The following is a 16,237-nucleotide window of genomic DNA, read 5'->3' as shown; positions in this document are numbered from 1 at the left end:
AACAGGGGTGGCAGGCGATGCGGGCCATCACCACCTTGCACCGAACACTGGCGCGCATCGCGCGTGGGAGAACGTCCAATGCACACCCCGTGGGAGCCCTCGACGCGAACCGTTCCGGGGCCGGTGAAGCGCGCCGCCCTCAACCCCACGCTGCGCACCGAGTCCGTCATCGCGCTGGGCGCCTTTGGTGCGCTCACGCTGGGCGCGGCGGTCCTGGGGGCACGACACAGCTCCGCCGACACCCGCTGGTACCGACACCTGCGCAAGCCTCCCTTCCAGCCCTCGCCCAAGGCCTTCGCGCCCGTGTGGACGGCGCTCTATGCCCTCATCGCCATCTCCGGCTGGCGGGTGTGGACGGCGCCCGCGGGGCCCTCTCGTTCCCGGGCGCTGGGATGGTGGGGGGTGCAACTGGGTCTGAATGCCGCGTGGTCCTGGCTCTTCTTCGGTCGGCATCAGCCCCGACAGGCCCTGGCGGACAACGTGGCCCTGCTGGGCAGCATCGGTGCCTACATCGCCGCCACGCGCGAGGTGGACCGGCCCGCCGCGTGGCTGGTGGCGCCGTATCTGGCGTGGGTGGGCTTCGCCAACGTCCTCAATGGCGAAATCGTCCGGCGCAATCCCCAGGCGGGGGCCTGAAGCCCGTCCGCTTGGAGGGCCCCGATGGGGGCGGATGAATTCGCCCGGAAATTCCTTCGGGAAGATGGCGGGGGGGCGGCGTTGAGTGGGGCAAGCCGCCATGGATGCCTTCGCCCTGCAAATACCCGTCGCACTCCCCCGCCGAGCACGGTCTCAGGGCTTGACGGGCACGGACAGGACGGTCCAGCCTGCATCCCACGTGGAAAGCAGGCCCCTCTCAACGCCGACCCTGGACAGCCGCTGGTTCGCGGCCTTCGCCCGGGAGCACGAGGCGGCGTTGCACGCCACGGCGCTCCGACTGTGCGGAAACGCGACGGACGCCAGGGACCTGGTCCAGGACACCTTCGAGCGCGGGCTGCGCAACCTGGCCCGCTACCGCCCCGGCACGGACGGGCGCGCGTGGCTCTTCACCATCCTCCATCACCTCTTCATCGACCGGTGTCGTTCCCGGACGCGTGAGCGCCGCTCGGATGTGTCGGCGGAGGAGCTGGAGGAGCGCATCGCCGCGCCGGAGCCCGAGGCCGCGCCCGCGTGGGCCGCCATTGGTCCCGAGCAATTGCGCGAGGCCCTGGAGCGCATCCCCGAGGAGTTCTCCACGGTGTACCGCCTCCATGCGTTGGAGGGGCGCCCCTACCAGGAAATCGCGGAGCGCCTGGGGATTCCCAAGGCCACCGTGGGCACGCGCCTCATCCGCGCGCGCCGCAAGCTGAAGGAGCTGTTGATGCCCGGTGGCACCGGCAAGGCGGAGACGCCATGAGCGCTCCGGAGCCCATGGACATCCACGACCAGGTGCATGCCTTCGCGGACGGCGAGCTGTCCGTGGAAGAGGCCGATGCGTTCCGCGAGCACCTGGGCACGTGCGAGACGTGTCAGGCGGACCTGGACGACATCCTCCAGCTCCAGGCGCTCGGGGGGCAGCTGGCGCAAGTGGACGCGAAGGCGGCCGTGAGTGGAGCCGTGGCGCCTGCGTCCCGTGTGGAGGCCGCGCCCGTGAGGGCCTTCCGTCCCGCGTGGAGCCGCCGTCGCAACTGGGTGGCCGCCGCCGCGCTGTCCGGCTCGCTGGCCGCCGTCTTCGCGGTGGTGGTGCTGCGCACCCGAAACACGGGGGGCGACGAGACGCAGTTGCTCGCCCTGGCGCCGACGCGCTCGATGGAGGCTCGACTGAGCTGGGTGGGCGCGAGCGCGCATCGGCCCTATGGCGTGCTGCGCTCCGGTGACGAGCGCCCCCGGGAGCTGGTGCCCCTCCAGATGTTGGCGAAGCTGGAGGCCGAAGGCGACCTGCAGGGCCTGGCGGTGGGACACCTGCTGCGCGGCGAGCGCGAGCAGGCGGCGGACTACCTGCAACGCGCGTCCTCGTCACCGGACGTGGACAGCGACAGGGCGGTGGTGGCGCTGACGAAGGGCGAGCTGGAGTCGGCCCTCATCCTCCTGGACGGCGTCCTGGAGAAGCACCCCCAGCACCCGCAGGCGCTGTGGAACCGCGCGCTGGTGCTGCACGAGCTGGGGCTGGACGCGCTGGCGGCGGAGGCCTTCGACGCGGTGGCGCTGCTCGGTGAGGTGGGCTGGGCGCAGGAGGCGAAGGAGCGCGCGGCGGTGCTGCGGCGTCAGCTCGACGGGCGACGGGGCGCGTGGGAGTCCGCGCAGCAGGCCGGCCGGGTGCTGGCCTTGGAAGGCACGCCCTTCCCCGACGAGGTGGCGCGCGCGGTGCCGGGCACGGCGCGCAACTGGTTCAACATCGCGGTGTGGACGGCCCCGTCCGCCGAGCGCGTGAGGGCCCTGCTGCCGCTCGCGCGGGTGCTGGATGCGCACTACGGCGGGGAGACGATGGCGCGCTACGCCGAGCGCGTGGCCACCCTCGACTTCCATCGCCGCGCGCCGCTGGCCGCCCGGTTCCGCGACGTGCTGTTGGGGAAGTTCGATGGCGCGCGACTGGCGCCGCTCGCGAAGGAGTTCGCCGGGTCCGCGCACCAGGACATCCTCCTGGGGTTGCTGCCCCTGGCGGGTGGCTTGCCGGCGCACCTGGACGTGTATGAGCAGGCGGCGAAGTCGCTCGGCGACGCGTGGCTGACGCTCAACGTGGAGCGCGAGCGCGCCCTGGCCGAGTATGCCCGGGGCGACCTGGCCGGCGCCGAGGCTCGGCTCCTGCGCGCGGTGTCGGCGTGCGAGAGCGCGAAGGCGGACTACCGCTGCGGCCAACTGGAGCACCTGCTGGCGCACATCTACAAGGACGAGCACCGACTGGTGGAGTCGCGCGAGCACGCCCTGGCGGGCCTCCAGTGGGCGCGCCAGTCGCAGGAGTGGAAGCTCCAGGCGGACCTGCTGCTGGTGCTGGGCGACCTGGCGCGCTTCCGCAACGCCTTCGCCCTGACGCGTGCCTATCTGGGCGAGCAGGCCCTGCGTGACAGGAGCTGTTCCGCCCGGCGACATGTCCACGAGAGCCTGGCGTCCCTGCATGTCTTCGCGCTCCAGCCGAAAGCCGCGCGCGAGGAACTCCAGAAGGCGCCGAGCTGCGACGTGCCGTTCTTCCTCAACGGCGGCCTCGTGCTGGCGGACCTCGCTCGCCTGGACCCGAAGCCCGGGGACGTGGAGCAGGTGCGCGAGGGTCTGAAGAAGCTGGACGCCGCGGGCTGGCTGCGTCCGGGCGAGAAGGTCATCGCCACGCACATCGAGGGGCGCGCCGTCATCGGCTCGGACCGCGAGGCGGGCCGCGCGCTCCTGCGAAAGGCCATCGACGAGGGCGCGCGCCTGGGCTCGCAGGACCCGGTGGCCGCCAAGGCCCGCGCCTACAGTTATTCGTCCCTCATCCTGGATGCGGGCTCCACCGGCGACTGGGCGGGCGCGCTGACCCTCTTCGCGGAAGAGACGGGCGTCGCCGCTCCCACCCGCTGCGCGCTGGGCGTGGAGGTGCATGACGAGCGCACCCTCGTCGCCGCGCGAGGCCCCGCGGGCGAGCTGCTCGGCCATCAGGACGCGAGCCGCCGCTCGCCCGACTTCGACGTCGCCGCGCTGGTGCCTCCGGCGATGGCCTCCGCGCTGAAGCCCTGCGAGCACGTGCATGTGTTCGCGCGGTATCCGGTCCACGGTCAGGCGGGCCTGCTGCCGCCGGAGCTCGCCTGGAGCTACGACACGGGCCGGAAGCCCACGGCGCCTGGTGTGTCCGCGCCGCGCCCGCTGGTGGTCTACGACGTGGATGCCCCCGCCTCGCTGCGCCTGCCCCGGCTGCGCAGCTGGGAGCTGTCGGGGGGTCCGTCTCCGCGCCGAGTGGAGCTGACGGGCGCGGCCGCCACGCCGTCGCGCCTGCTGGCCGAGCTGGCCGAGGCCACCGAGGTGGAGATTCACGCGCACGGCCTGGTGAACCTGGGCGTGTCGGATGCATCGCTGCTGGTGATGGCGCCCGAGGCCGGTGGCCGCTACGCGCTCACCGCGGGCGAGGTGCGCAAGCAGAAGCTCAAGGGCGCGCCGGTGGTGTTGCTTGGCGCCTGCCAGGCCGCGAGGACGGCGCCGTACCTCCACGCGCCGTGGAGCCTTCCGGTGGCCTTCGCGGAGGCGGGCGCGCGCGCCGTCATCGCCTCACCCATCGACATCCCGGACGCCGAAGCCGGGCCCTTCTTCGCGCGGGTCATGGAGCGAATCCGCGCCGGCGCCAGCGCCGCCACCGCGCTCCGGGATGAACGCCTGCGCGAGCTGTCCGCGCGGCCCGACAGCTGGGTGAAGACAGTCGTCGTCTTCGAATAGCCCGGCCTCACCGCTTCACTTCACCACCGCCACACCAACACAGGCGACCTCGGCTCCCCAGGGCCGTGGACGCTCGACGTGTCACTTCACACCGAGGAACACACCATGAAGAATCTCCGCTCCGCGCTGCTCTGCATCCTCTCGCTGTCCACCGCCGCCTGCGGTGGTGACCCCTCCGACGTGTCGGCCTCCGAGGACCTCGCGGCCCTGGGCTCCACCGAGCAGCACGCGCTCCCCGTTCCTCCGCCGCTGTCCAACTACTGCCCGGGCACCATTCCCGGGACGCCGTACGCCATCCCCACCGCGCCCACGCCCCTGTCGAGCATCCCCACCGGCACGCCGCTGTATCCCCACAGCCCCTACCTGCTCAGCGCGCACACCGTCATCGTCACGGACCCGAGCAACTCGGGCGCCTTCTACGCGTTCGGTTTCGACGTGCGCGCCCACCGCATCATCTTCTGGGTGTCCGGCACCAATTCTGAGATTCGCCGGTTCAACACCCAGCTCGCCACGGACCTCACCGTGCAGGAGACGTCCACCGGCGTGGACATGGGCTTCACCTGGGGCACCAGCGGCCAGATTGGTGGCCCCCTCATCCCCCTGCCCGGTGTCCACGAGGGCGCGTGGAAGGTCGCGTACAACAACTGGTACCACCTCGACGCGTACCTGGTCAGCCCGCCCACGGGCCCTCTCGGCCTGGCTCAGTGACGCAGCTTCGAGGCGGGAGGCGGATTGAAGGCCAGCACGCCCGCGATGTAGCGCGCCTGCACCTCCGTGGTGCAGCGGACCTCCTGGATGCGCCCGCCCACCTTCACCCGCACGAGCCAACCGTCATTGTCGCGAGTCCAAGCAGCCGTTTCCGTCGTCATGTGCCTGCTCCTCTCGGGTTCATCCTCTGGCTCTCGGTAGAGCAGCCCGCGTGCCAGCGCCTGGGACCCGCGAATCCAGGCGATTGGCGCCCTGGGATGCGAAGGGATGGACAGGCGGGCCTGTAGTTCTTTCGGATGCGAGGGTGGCGGAGCTTCAGTGAACGTGCCGGTCCGGCTGGGTGGCGGGCGGGTGGGCGGAGGTGCCACTGAGCAGGGGCAGGGCGACGTGGAAGGTGGACCCCTGGCCCACCTGGCTCTCCACCCAGATTCGACCGCCGTGGCGCTCGACGATGTCGCGGCTGATGTACAGGCCCAGGCCCAACCCCCCATACGAGCGGGAGGAGACGTTGCGGGCTCGGAAGTAGCGCTCGAAGAGCAGCCTCTGCTGGTCCTCGGGGATGCCGATGCCCGGGTCCTTCACCGACAGCAGCGCCAGCTCTCCATGCGTCTCCAACGTCACCTGGATGACGCCGCCGTCGGGGCTGTACTTGAAGGCGTTCTCCACGAGGTTGGAGATGACCTGCTCCAACCGGTACGGGTCCGCGAACACCTGCACGGCGTTCTCGGGCCGCTGGTAGCGCAGCTCGTGGCCACCGCGCTGCGCGTCCATGGCCTGGAGGACATGCTCCACCAGGCTGTCCATGCGCGTGGCCTGCGGGTGCAGCGCGAGCCGGCCGGCCTCGATGCGCGAGGCATCCAGCAAGTCATTGATGAGCCCTGTCATCCGCAGGAGGTGCTGGCGCGCATGGCGCAGGAGGGTGGGGTCCACGCTCTCTCCCCGCTCCAGCCTCCGCTCCAGGGTGGCCAGCCGGAGGCTCAGCGGGGTGAGGGGTGTCTTCAACTCGTGCGAGGCGATGGACAGGAAGTCGTCGCGCACGCGGATGGCTTGCTGGGCCTCGTGATACAGCCGCTCGCGCTCTTCCTCGGCGAGCTTGCGTTGGGTGATGTCCTCCACCAGCACGCCCACGCCCAGCGTCCGCCCATCGGGTGCGCGCACCGGATAGCAACTGCCCGCCAGCAGCCGCCGTGGGCCGGGAACGCCCATCACCTTCGTGTCCACTTCCTCCTCCACCACGGGCTCGCCCGTTTCGAGCACCCGTCGCAGCATCTCCTCGACAGCGGGCCCGCCCGGGCCGAGCACCTGATGGGGGTCCTTTCCCAGGTGTTCCTCGGCGGGCCTGCCGTTGATGCGCGCAAGCCGCTCGTTGACGCGCACGTAGCGCAGCCGCGCGTCCACGAAGCCCAGGCCCACGGGGGCGCTGTCGAAGAGCATGGTGAGCAGCGCCAGGCTCTCGTCGCGCTCCCGCTCCGCGAACCGCCGCTGGGAGACGTCCTCGACGATGCCCACCCCGCCCTCGACGGCGCCCGCGTCGTTGTAGCAAGGCGCGAAGCGCACGTGGACGGGCGTCACCTTGTGGCCGGTGACGGAGACGTAGTCGCCCTCGTAGTCCGCGCTCCGGCCCGCGAGCGTCTCGCGCACGCAGCGCATCATCCCCTCGTCGCGCAGCGACAGGAGGTTCAGTCCCACGATGATGCGCTTGGTGGCGCCGAGGATGGTGACGAAGCGCTCGTTGCAGGCGGTGATGACGGGTGAGGTGTCGTAGTGGAAGATGCCCAATGGCGCGTTCTCCACCACCAGCCGGTAGAGGTCTTCCCCCCGGGCCCGTGTTTCGACGAGCCTCGCCGCCCCTGCGTGGCGAGGGTGCTCCAGCGGCTCACGCAAGGTGTCGATGACCTCGTGCAGGCGTCGGAGGCTGAGGACGATGCGCTCGTCGTCACCCTGGCCCGACGTGCCCACGGTGAGCTCCACCAGGATTTCCACGCCGTCGCGACGGCTCGCGAAGACCCGTGTGGGGCGACCTTCCAGGGCGTCCCCGCGCGACAGCAGGTAGCGCACCAGGCTCTGGCCTTCATGGCGCCGCATGCGCTCCGGGAAGAGTTGGGAGACGGGCTGCCCCTGGAGGTCCTCGCGCTTCCAGGCGAACAGCCGCTCGGCCGCGCGGTTGAGGAAGCACACCCGCTCACTCGCGTCGCAGGCGACCAGCGGGTCGACGGCGGCATCCAGCCAGGCGCTGAGCTCGGCGTTGGCTCCGGCCATGTTCTCCCCTGGGCTCCGCGTCGGCCGGCCCTGAGCGACCGCTGGCGCCCACGACGTGACTCGCGAGGGATTTCCGTCCCCCTGGCCTAGAGGTAGCCATCGGCGGCAGCGGGCGCGTCGGCCCGCGTTCCCGGACGTCGCGAAGCCGGCACGTTCGTGTGCCGGGCGGCCGGCCGCGCGAAGGCGCCTAGCGTCGGCGGCCGCCGGCTCCGGGCTTGCCCGCCTTCTTGCGCGCCGGAGCCTGCTTGCTCCGGGCCTTCGGGGCCTTCTTCTTCGCGCTCTTCGGCGACGAGGGCAGCGGCGCGGGACGCGTGGGTGAGAGCACCTCGAGCCGCTCCCTCAGCGCGCGCGTCACGTCCTTCAGCGCGTCCACCTCCTCGCGCAGCGAGGCCAGCTCCCGTGCCTGGGGCTCACCCTCGCGCAGCGAGCGCACCGTCTCCCGGGCGGCGCGCCGGGCGCGGGCATCACTCAGGGGCGTGCTCTCCAGGGCGGAGACGATGCGCCGGTCTCCGAGCGTCCGCGCGGCCTCGAAGACGCCCATCTGCACGCGGAACATCGAATCCCGGAGCAGCTCCGTGAGCAGGTCCACGGCCTCGCGCTGTCGGCCAGCGACTTCCGCCAGCTTCGCCACGGCCTGGGTGGCGGCGCGGCGCAGGAAGGCGGGCTGGCCGTACGCGGTGCGAGCCTCCACCAGCGGGAAGGCGGCGGGGTCCTGCGACTCGGCGAGCCCGTCCATGGCGCCCACGGCGATGACGTCCTGGAAGGACGCGCGCGTGGCGGCCGTCTCCAGCACCGTCAGCGCGTCCGCGGCTCGCAGCTTGCCGTAGCTGCGCGCGGCCTCTGCCTCCACGAAGTAGCTGGTGTCTCCAGATTGCAGGAGGGCGCGAAGGAGCGCGATGACCTCCGCGTCGCGGCGGAACTCGCCCAGCGCGGCGACCACGGCGCGGCGCACGCGGGGGTGCTCGGCGCGCAGGGCCAGGAGCAGGCGCGCGCGGGCCTCGGGTGTGCGGATGCGGCCCAGGGCCCTGGCGCTCGCGGCGCGGGTGCCCCAGAACAGGCGCGTGTCGGTGAGGGCGGTGCCCAGCGCCTCCACGGCGCGGAAGCCTCCGTCCCGGCCCAGGGCGTGCGCGGCCTCGGTGCGAGCGCGCGACTCCGGCGCGGCGCGCAGTTCCTCCAGCCAGAGGCCCCCGGACTTGTCGACCTCCAGCGTGCCGAGCACGTCGCGACGCGGGTCCACGCGCACCTGCGTGGGCGCGGTGGGGCAGGGCAGGTGGAAGAAGTGCTCCGCGTCCGTCACCTCCAGCCGGTGCGAGGTGTCCTGGCCGTCGGTGGTGACGAGGACGTCCAGCGGCAGGCGGAACAGGGGCGTGCCGGCGTCGGTGCGCTGCGTCTGCCGCACCTTGAGGCGCAGGCGGCGGTCCTCCGCCTCGTAGCGCACCTCCACCTTGAGCTCCGGGTGGCCGGGCGCGAAGACGTACTGGTCGAAGAAGGCGTCCAGGTTGTGGCCGGTGGCCTGCTCGAAGGCGCGCGACAGGTCCACCGTCTCCACCGAGCCATGGCGGTGGCGGGAGACGTAGTGGCGCATCCCCTGGAAGAACAGGGCATCACCCAGGCGGCGGCGCAGCTCGTGGAGGACCAGGCCGCCTTTCTCATAAAGGTGCCGGTCGAAGACATCGAGAGGCGCGTGGAAGCGGCGCGAGACGATGGGGCGCGCGTAGCGCTCCTTCACCTCGCCCAGGTACGCGTCCAGGTCCGCGAGGCGGTGCTGGTCGGCCTCGTCCTGTCCGTCGGCGCGCTCCTTCCACAACACCTCGAACCAGGTGGCGAAGCCCTCGTTGAGCCAGCCGTGGGGCCAGTCGCGGCAGGTGAGCAGGTCGCCGAACCACTGGTGCGCCAGCTCGTGGGAGATGAGGGGCTCCGCGTTGTAGTCGGCGTGGGCGCGCGCGTCGTGGAGGACGGAGTCGGTGAGGCTGGTGGCGGTGGTGTTCTCCATGCCGCCGAAGATGAATTCGGTGAGGAACACCTGCGCGTAGCCGCTCCAGGGGTAGGGCTCGCCGGTGGCCTCCTGGAACACGCGAATCATCTCCGGAGTGCGGCGCACGCAGCGCAGCGCGTCCTCGCGCCGGCCGCGCGGGAAGAGGTAGCGCAGCGGCACGGTGCCCGACGTGTCGGTGAGCTCCTCGAAGTCGCCCACTGCGAGCGTGACGAGGTAGGGCGCGTGCGGCTGCTCCATCCGGTAGTGCTGCGTGCGGCGGCCGTCCTGGACGCTGTCACTCACGAGCACGCCGTTGGACAGCGCGGTGAGGCCCTCGGGGAAGGTGGCGATGAGCTCCGAGGTGGCCTTCTGCGCGGGCGTGTCCAGACAGGGGAACCAGCAGCGCGCGTCGGTGTCCTGGTTCTGAGTCCACGCCTGACGGGGCCGGTCCGGATAGGCGGCCTCGGGTCCCCAGAAGTACAGGCCCCGGCGCGGACGGGCGGCGTAGTGGACGGCGACCTCCGCGGCGTGACCGGGCTCCAGGGGCGAGGGCAGGTCCACGCGGACATGTGTCCCGGAGTTGGAGAAGCGGGCGGGGCGCCCGTCGACGAGGACGCGCGAGACGTCCAGGTCCACGGCGTCGAAGGTGAGGGTGGACAGCGAGCGGACGGCGGAGACGCGGGTGGTGCAGACGCCCGTGACGCGGCCTTGCTCGAAGTCGAGCTCCAACTCGATGCGGACGTGCTCGGCGCGGACGGGCCGCTCCGCGGCGTAGTGCTCGGTGGCGCCAGGCAGGCCAAAGGCGCGGGACTGAGGGAGGGCGGGCTCGGAGGAGTGACGGTGGCAGCAGCGCATAAGCAGGGAGGACTCTTTCCCAAGCGCGAGCCACCGTCGAGACGATGTTTCGTCGCACTGTCTCTCCCTGCACCCTCGCGCGGGGGCACCGGACGTATCATCTGCCGGGTGGGGGCGCTTCGGACTACGTTGTCCACCGTGCAGTTCGTCCTCTTCTTCTCCGACAAGCAGGTGCGCGAGCAGCTCTTCGCCCATGTGGATGGGACGCGAGGGTTGTTGCTCGTGACCGGGGTGCGTCATGGGCCGGCCATGCGCTCGCCAGAGGCGCGCGAGCCCTTCGCCACCCTGGAGTTCCTCCATGGCCGCGTGCTGACGCAGGTGCTGGTGGCGGACGAGGGCACCGCGGACGGCATGTGGAGGGACCCGCTGGGGGATTTGGGCGACCGGCTCTACCCGGAGAGTCGGGACGACGCGTACGCAGTCACCAGCGGCTACCTCCTGCTGGAGGACGGACGGCCGCGCAAGGTGGTGCGCAAGCACGGCCTGCCCGCCAGCGACCTGTGGTTCCTGGAGGACGCGCTCAGCCAGCTCACCTCCCGCGTCCCCGCGCCGGACCCGGCGCGGAAGCCCGGCACGAAGCGGCCGGAGCGCGCGCCCAGGTCCCCTCGTCGCCCGGCGAGCACCGGCGCCTCGGAGGCGTCAGGGCCCCCGCCGGACGAGGAGGGCTGGCGCCGCCGCGCGGGTGGCGAGGGCTCGCGCGTTCCAGGAGGGAGCCGGCGCGTCAGACCCGAGCAGGCCGCCGCCTCGGAGCCGTCGAGGCCCTGGGATGATGCATCGGGCCAGGACACGCGGGAGACTCATGCGGCGGACTCGGAGGCGACTCCGCCGCGAGGCACCCGCGCACCGCTCCGCATGCCCGCGCGGAAGGACGCCTGGGCGGTGCTGGGGCTCGCGCGCGACATGTCGCTGGATGAGGCGCGCAAGGCGTTTCGCGCGCTCATCGCCGGCTACCACCCGGACAAGGTGGCGCACCTGGCGCCCGAGTTCCAGGAGCTGGCGGAGCGCCGCACGCGCGAAATCCTGGAGGCGTGGGAAGAGGTGGAGGACGAGCTCAAGTCGGGGACGTGAGCGGGTGGCTGTCTCAGCCCACGTCGGGCACGGGCGCGCCGGGCAGGGCGAGGATGGCGGGCGCGGACTCCAGCGCGAAGCGCGCGACGATGGGCATGTGGTCCGACAGCCCGTGGAAGCGGCTCTTGAAGTCCCCGAAGGGGCTGGTCTCCTGCGTGTCGAGCCAGCGCACGCCGCCGCCGGAGAACATGTGGTCCAGGTGCATGCGCATGTGCATGAAGCCGGCGGTGGGGAAGCCCCGCGACACGTTCGGGTCAATCTGCCCGACGGCGGCCTGGGCGCAGGTGAAGCGCACGTCGCCCGTGAGGTAGCGGAACACGGGCGTGGCCGGCGGCGAGTTGAAGTCCCCGCAGACGACGAACGGCTCTTGCGCGGAGAGGATGCCCACGAAGTCCGCCAGCTTGCGCGCCTCGTGGAGCTGGTTCACGCCGCAGCCCATCTTGTCCTTGGTGGACCAGAACTCCCGCGCGAAGGGCGTGGGCAGGCTCAGGTGCGTGTTGAAGACGTGGAAGGGGCGGTTGTCCTCGCGCCTCAACAGTCGCATGTGCGCGCAGATGCGGCTCTGCTTGCGGTCCTTCAGTCGCTGGACGTGGTGGTGGGTGATGGCCTGGGGCGCGTCCACGTTGTGCTTGTCCACCTGGAGGGTGCGCTTGTTGACGAGCACCGCGAGTCCCGTGGTGTAGAGCGACACCTCGCCCAGCTTGTAGTGGTGGGCGCGGAAGTAGAACGCCTCGTAGGGCATCTCCCGACCCTGGGCGGTGAAGGTCTCCTCCATGCGCCCCATGAAGGCCATCAACTGCGTCTCGCCGGGCAGCTTGGGCCGGTGGGCGATGGTGCTGCGCAAGGACGTCGTCTCCACTTCCTGGAGACAGACGACGTCGGGCAGCGGGTCCAACGACGCCAGCGCGGCGGCCACGCGGCGCTTGGGGCCCACGGTGCTCGCGAGGCCCCGGAGCATGTGGCCGAAATAGCGGACGTTGTACGTGACGATTCGCAACGAGGAGTCGGGCATACGAGGTCCGTGCCCGTCCCGGGCACAGGCAGAAGGTACTCACATCCCGGCCGTCGCGCCCTCTCTTCCTTGTCGGTCGGCCTCCCGTCAAACAGTCGACGCTGGCCCGCGCTCGCCGTGCCGCCGCCGCCGTGCTTTCCTTCCCCCGAGGATGGAGGCGTCTGCCTGCCCGACGGGGTGGCGGGCGTCCCGCGCGCGAAGGGCCGGCACGGGGCATTCCTCAAGGGAGACACAGCGATGTTCAAGGTTGCGAGGAAGTGGGGCTTGCCGCTGATGCTGGTGATGACCGGCTGCGGCAAGTTCGAGCAGGAGCAGTACGACGTGACGTTGGACGAAGCCCAGGCGCAGGCCGTCCCCTATGCGTGCGTCGACAAGACGGACAAGGAGGCCCAGCCGATTCCGGGCACCGGCGGACCCTCGGGGCTCGCCCTCCAGCAGCGATGGATTGTGCGCGCCGAGGAGTATGGCGCCACGAGCCTGGAGGTGCCCGACGTCGCCTTCACCCTGCACCGGGGCGACCAGGCCATCGTCGACAAGGATGACGCCCCGGACGTCCTCGGCGGGACGACCTCCGACAGCGGGCCGTTTCAATACGTCCACCTCCGCAGCGTGCCCGGGGTGGGTGCGGGCACGCCGTCGGTGAGCTACGTGCTGCGCTTCTACATCGCCAACGACTCGCTGGAGGACGACACCATCGAGGGCTTCATCGACGCGCGCGCCACGTCATACGAGGGCGCCGGAACCGACACGGTGGACCTGGAGGAGTGCACCGCCAAGGTCCGCTTCACCGGGCGCCGCGTGAAGTAGGCCCGCGGGCCCTCGCGTCACGGCGCGCGCTTCACCCGCACCACGGTGTCCAGCAGGTGCTCCAGGGCCTGCTGGGGCTCCTGGCTCAGCCCCGAGTGCACCGGCCCCGTCTGGAGGATGGTGCTGCGCGGGGCCACCAGCCAGTGCCAGCGGTCCTTCTGGGGGAGCTGGCCGATGGGGCCCGCGTGTTTGCCACCCTCGCAGACGCGGCGGAAGCTCTCCAGGTGGCAGCGCACCGTGTCCACGTCCACGTCGGGCGCGAGCGCCTTCAAGCGCGCCTCGTCCAGCTCCACGCGGGCGCCGAGGAAGCGCTGCGTGGTGCAGAAGAGGACGACGCCCACGTTGATGAACTCCTCGCGCTCCACGCGGGGGACGACGCGGATGATGGCGTAATCAAACGAGCTGTGCGCGGGCACGTGCCGCCTCCTCGATGAAGGCCGGCAGGGCCTCGATGCGCTTGAGCAACCAGGTGACGTAGCCCGCGCGGTGCGCGTCCACGCTGGGGAAGGGGGACTCGGCGGCTTGCAGCCAGCCCTCCGGGATTCCGGCGACGGTGGCCTCCACCCGCTCGCGCGTGAGGTGGGCCTTCAGCGTGTCCTGGGCCTGGGGCAGGGCGTTCGCCCAGGGCAGGAGCACATGGTCCTTGATGGGCGCGAAGCGGCTCTGGCTGCGCTCCTCCCAGTCCTCCCACGCGTGGTGGAAGTAGAGCGAGGCGCCATGGTCGATGAGCCACAGCTCCCGGTGCCAGCACAGGAGGTTGGGGTTCTTCGGCGTGCGGTCCACGTTGGTGATGAAGGCGTCGAACGCGACGAGGGCGGAGGCCACGGCCGGGTCTGGCGCCGGGCCCGCCACCGGGTCGAAAGTCACCGAGCCCGGCAGGTAGTCCAGCGCCAGGTTCAGCCCCGCGCTCGCCTTGAGCAAGTCCCGAATCTCGCTGTCCGGCTCGTTGCGGCCCAGCGCCGGGTCCAGCTCCACCAGCACCATCTCCGGCACCCGCAGGCCCGCCGCCTTCGCCAGCTCCGCGGCGATGAACTCCGCGATGAGCGCCTTGGCGCCCTGTCCGGCACCCCGGAACTTCACGACGTACAGCCCCGCGTCGTCCGCCTCGACGATGGCGGGCAGCGAGCCCCCCTCGCGCAGGGGCGTCACATAACGCGTGGCGACGATGGTCCTCGGCATCCTCCGCTCCCGTCCTCACTCGGCCCGTCTTCCACCCGGGGCCCGAGGGCCGCGCTCTACCACGCCCCCTCGCCTCACGAGGGCTTCACCGGCAGTGGAAAAAGCAGCCCCGAGGAAACTGCCCCGGATGAGGTGCGACAATGGGTGACAGGCCGTTCGATTCCGATCCCCCACGGAGCCCATCATGACCGTCACCCGCAAGCCCACGTCGCTCCCGTCGCCCGTCACCCGTACCCAGGAGTCCACCCGTCCGGAGGCTCCCGCGACGACCGAGTCCCGCGTGGTGGCCCGGCCCGGCAAGAACGGCACCGACGGCTTCGACTCCGGTAAGACGGCGCGTCCCAGCAACTTCGTGGACCGCCCCACGGGCCAGCGTCCGGACCCGAGCGCCCCGGTGCTGCCGGCCACGGCCTTCGCCTTCGGCCCTGGCAAGGTCTCCATCGCCGGCCGCGACGCGTCCACGCCCGTCACGCTGACGGCCTCCGCCACGCCGAACGCGGCGGTGAAGGACCTCCAGACGGTGACGTCCACGGTCAGCTTCGACCAGGACGTGGCGCTGGACTCGCTGAAGCTGAACCTGGACCTGCCGCACACCTACCGCGGCGACCTGGTGGTGAAGCTGACCAGCCCGTCCGGCAAGACGGCGACGGTGTCGGACCGCCAGGGTGGCAACGCGGACGACGTGAAGGGCACGTTCGACCTGAGCACCGCCTTCAAGGGCGAGTCGGCCAAGGGCACCTGGACGCTGTCCGTGGAGGACAAGGCGCGCGCGGACACGGGCACGCTGAAGAGCTGGGGCCTGGAGGCCGCTGGCAAGACGGCGGGCCCGGTGGACCCCAAGCCGCCCAAGCCCACGGGTGAGCCGATTGTCGCGGTGTTCGACGGCGGCGTGGACTTCAAGCACGCGGACCTGGACAGCGCCATGTGGACCAACCCGGGCGAGGTCGCCGGCGACGGAATCGACAACGACGGCAACGGCGTGAAGGACGACATCCACGGCTTCAACGTCGGCTTCAACAGCGGCGACGTGATGAAGGGCCAGGGGACGGACCACGGCACGCACGTGGCCGGCATCATCGCCGCCGAGGACAATGGCCAGGGCAACACGGGCATCGCCGCGGGCAAGGCGAAGGTGATGAGCATCGGCGGCCTGTATGACGGGGCGGACCTGCTCACCAACTTCGAGCGCGGCGTGGACTACGTGGTCAACATGAAGCAGAACCACGGCGCCAACATCCGCGCCCTCAACGCCAGCTTCGGTGACGAGTACCGCGACGCGGCCTCGCAGGCCCGCTGGACGGCGGCGGTGCAGAAGCTGGCGGACGCGGACATCCTGCTCGTCGCGGCCACGGCCAACGGCAATGGCAGCAACATGAACAACGTGGCGGACATGCCCGCCAACCTGAACCTGCCCAACGTCCTCACCGTGGCGTCCATGGACCGGAACAACGACAAGCTGGCGCGCTTCTCCTCGCACGGCGACAAGGTGGTGGAGCTGGCCGCCGTGGGCGAGGACGTGCTGAGCACCGTGCCCGGCGGCGACTGGGAGAAGATGAGCGGCACCTCCATGGCCACCCCGACGGTGGCGGCCGCCGCGGCCCTGATGTTCGCCGCGAACCCCGACCTGACGGCCGCCCAGGTGCGTGATTTGCTGGTGAAGACGGTGGAGGTCGACCCGGACCTCAAGGGCAAGGTGAGCACCAGCGGCAAGCTGGACATCGCCGCCGCCGTGAAGGCCGCCAAGGAGTTCGTCGCCACGCCGCCCACGACGGTCGCCGAGCGCTGAGTCCCCGCGCGACTCGCTCGAGAGGGTGAGTCCCAGGTCCCCGGTCGCCGCCAGCTTCGCGGCCCGGGGACTTTTTTTGGGCTCGATTTGATTGCGCGCAATTTAATTGCGCCCTAATCATAGGCCATGGCGTAGGACGCGGTGCCCGTCGGAGACGGGGTGGCCCTGTTGTTGGGGGTTGAACGGAGCAGGCCGGAGGTTGTGGTGAAGGGGCTCC

Annotated in this window: 13 protein-coding genes; 7 read left to right on the top strand and 6 right to left on the bottom strand. The window is 71.2% G+C overall.

The genetic code is table 11. The features are described from left to right. Positions 1-78: 78 nt before the first annotated feature. From HUA78_RS12075 to HUA78_RS12060, 4 genes are all read left to right on the top strand, one after another. Entirely contained in the window at positions 79-636 is a 558-nt protein-coding gene (locus HUA78_RS12075) for a TspO/MBR family protein (RefSeq protein WP_141649192.1), read from the top strand. A gap of 199 nt (positions 637-835) precedes the next feature. Next, the gene (locus HUA78_RS12070) at positions 836-1,393 is read left to right on the top strand and encodes an RNA polymerase sigma factor (RefSeq protein WP_246137869.1); all 558 of its coding nucleotides are present in this window, start codon (positions 836-838) and stop codon (positions 1,391-1,393) included. Next, a complete protein-coding gene (locus HUA78_RS12065) occupies positions 1,390-4,371 on the top strand; it encodes a CHAT domain-containing protein (RefSeq protein WP_174476311.1) in 2,982 nt (993 codons plus the stop codon). Before HUA78_RS12070 ends, HUA78_RS12065 begins: the two co-directional genes overlap by 4 nt. A 105-nt stretch (positions 4,372-4,476) precedes the next feature. Then, on the top strand, positions 4,477-5,079 hold the full coding sequence (locus HUA78_RS12060) for a hypothetical protein (RefSeq protein WP_174457469.1): 603 nt from the start codon (positions 4,477-4,479) through the stop codon (positions 5,077-5,079). Here the strand turns inward: HUA78_RS12060 and HUA78_RS12055 are convergent. The 3 genes from HUA78_RS12055 to HUA78_RS12045 form a co-directional block, all read right to left on the bottom strand. Further along, positions 5,073-5,240 (bottom strand): hypothetical protein, encoded by a 168-nt coding sequence (locus HUA78_RS12055; RefSeq protein ID WP_174457468.1) that lies wholly within the window; start codon positions 5,238-5,240, stop codon positions 5,073-5,075. The genes HUA78_RS12060 and HUA78_RS12055 overlap by 7 nt on opposite strands. A gap of 154 nt (positions 5,241-5,394) precedes the next feature. Then, positions 5,395-7,338 (bottom strand): PAS domain-containing protein, encoded by a 1,944-nt coding sequence (locus HUA78_RS12050; protein WP_174457467.1) that lies wholly within the window; start codon positions 7,336-7,338, stop codon positions 5,395-5,397. Between the two features lie 187 nt (positions 7,339-7,525). Beyond that, entirely contained in the window at positions 7,526-10,168 is a 2,643-nt protein-coding gene (locus HUA78_RS12045) for a M1 family aminopeptidase (RefSeq protein ID WP_174476310.1), read from the bottom strand. Positions 10,169-10,306: 138 nt separating this feature from the next. Here HUA78_RS12045 and HUA78_RS12040 point away from each other — a divergent pair, with 138 nt between their 5' ends. After that, on the top strand, positions 10,307-11,236 hold the full coding sequence (locus tag HUA78_RS12040) for a DnaJ domain-containing protein (protein ID WP_174457465.1): 930 nt from the start codon (positions 10,307-10,309) through the stop codon (positions 11,234-11,236). 13 nt (positions 11,237-11,249) lie between these two features. On the opposite strand, the gene HUA78_RS12035 is transcribed toward HUA78_RS12040, so the two are convergent. Beyond that, positions 11,250-12,248: an endonuclease/exonuclease/phosphatase family protein gene (locus HUA78_RS12035; protein WP_141645408.1), complete on the bottom strand. Its 999-nt coding sequence runs from the start codon at positions 12,246-12,248 to the stop codon at positions 11,250-11,252. 237 nt (positions 12,249-12,485) lie between these two features. Here HUA78_RS12035 and HUA78_RS12030 point away from each other — a divergent pair, with 237 nt between their 5' ends. Further along, positions 12,486-13,055 carry a hypothetical protein gene (locus tag HUA78_RS12030; protein ID WP_141645409.1) on the top strand — a complete coding sequence of 190 codons (570 nt, stop codon included), beginning with the start codon at positions 12,486-12,488 and terminating at the stop codon, positions 13,053-13,055. 17 nt (positions 13,056-13,072) lie between these two features. Here the strand turns inward: HUA78_RS12030 and HUA78_RS12025 are convergent, their stop codons facing one another. Continuing rightward, positions 13,073-13,471 carry a DUF3037 domain-containing protein gene (locus HUA78_RS12025; protein WP_141645410.1) on the bottom strand — a complete coding sequence of 133 codons (399 nt, stop codon included), beginning with the start codon at positions 13,469-13,471 and terminating at the stop codon, positions 13,073-13,075. Beyond that, a complete protein-coding gene (locus HUA78_RS12020) occupies positions 13,449-14,234 on the bottom strand; it encodes a HipA family kinase (protein WP_174457463.1) in 786 nt (261 codons plus the stop codon). Before HUA78_RS12020 ends, HUA78_RS12025 begins: the two co-directional genes overlap by 23 nt. A gap of 184 nt (positions 14,235-14,418) precedes the next feature. Here HUA78_RS12020 and HUA78_RS12015 point away from each other — a divergent pair, with 184 nt between their 5' ends. Further along, positions 14,419-16,020, top strand: a complete 1,602-nt coding sequence (locus HUA78_RS12015) for a S8 family serine peptidase (RefSeq protein WP_141645412.1) — start codon at positions 14,419-14,421, stop codon at positions 16,018-16,020. The last annotated feature ends 217 nt before the right edge of the window (positions 16,021-16,237 follow it).

This window comes from Myxococcus sp. CA033, assembly GCF_013336625.1.
Lineage (GTDB): Bacteria > Myxococcota > Myxococcia > Myxococcales > Myxococcaceae > Myxococcus > Myxococcus llanfairpwllgwyngyllgogerychwyrndrobwllllantysiliogogogochensis.
The sequence above is the reverse complement of the archived record's forward strand: the minus strand, read 5'-3'. Positions and strand labels throughout refer to the sequence as shown.

What these genes read in the sequence shown, in the direction of transcription:
- HUA78_RS12015 (WP_141645412.1), top strand. Translation starts at nt 14,419, where the DNA reads ATGACCGTCACCCGCAAGCCCACGTCGCTCCCGTCGCCCGTCACCCGT.
- HUA78_RS12060 (WP_174457469.1), top strand. Translation starts at nt 4,477, where the DNA reads ATGAAGAATCTCCGCTCCGCGCTGCTCTGCATCCTCTCGCTGTCCACC.
- HUA78_RS12065 (WP_174476311.1), top strand. Translation starts at nt 1,390, where the DNA reads ATGAGCGCTCCGGAGCCCATGGACATCCACGACCAGGTGCATGCCTTC.
- HUA78_RS12075 (WP_141649192.1), top strand. Translation starts at nt 79, where the DNA reads ATGCACACCCCGTGGGAGCCCTCGACGCGAACCGTTCCGGGGCCGGTG.
- HUA78_RS12050 (WP_174457467.1), bottom strand. Translation starts at nt 7,338, where the DNA reads ATGGCCGGAGCCAACGCCGAGCTCAGCGCCTGGCTGGATGCCGCCGTC.
- HUA78_RS12020 (WP_174457463.1), bottom strand. Translation starts at nt 14,234, where the DNA reads ATGCCGAGGACCATCGTCGCCACGCGTTATGTGACGCCCCTGCGCGAG.
- HUA78_RS12030 (WP_141645409.1), top strand. Translation starts at nt 12,486, where the DNA reads ATGTTCAAGGTTGCGAGGAAGTGGGGCTTGCCGCTGATGCTGGTGATG.
- HUA78_RS12045 (WP_174476310.1), bottom strand. Translation starts at nt 10,168, where the DNA reads ATGCGCTGCTGCCACCGTCACTCCTCCGAGCCCGCCCTCCCTCAGTCC.
- HUA78_RS12035 (WP_141645408.1), bottom strand. Translation starts at nt 12,248, where the DNA reads ATGCCCGACTCCTCGTTGCGAATCGTCACGTACAACGTCCGCTATTTC.
- HUA78_RS12055 (WP_174457468.1), bottom strand. Translation starts at nt 5,240, where the DNA reads ATGACGACGGAAACGGCTGCTTGGACTCGCGACAATGACGGTTGGCTC.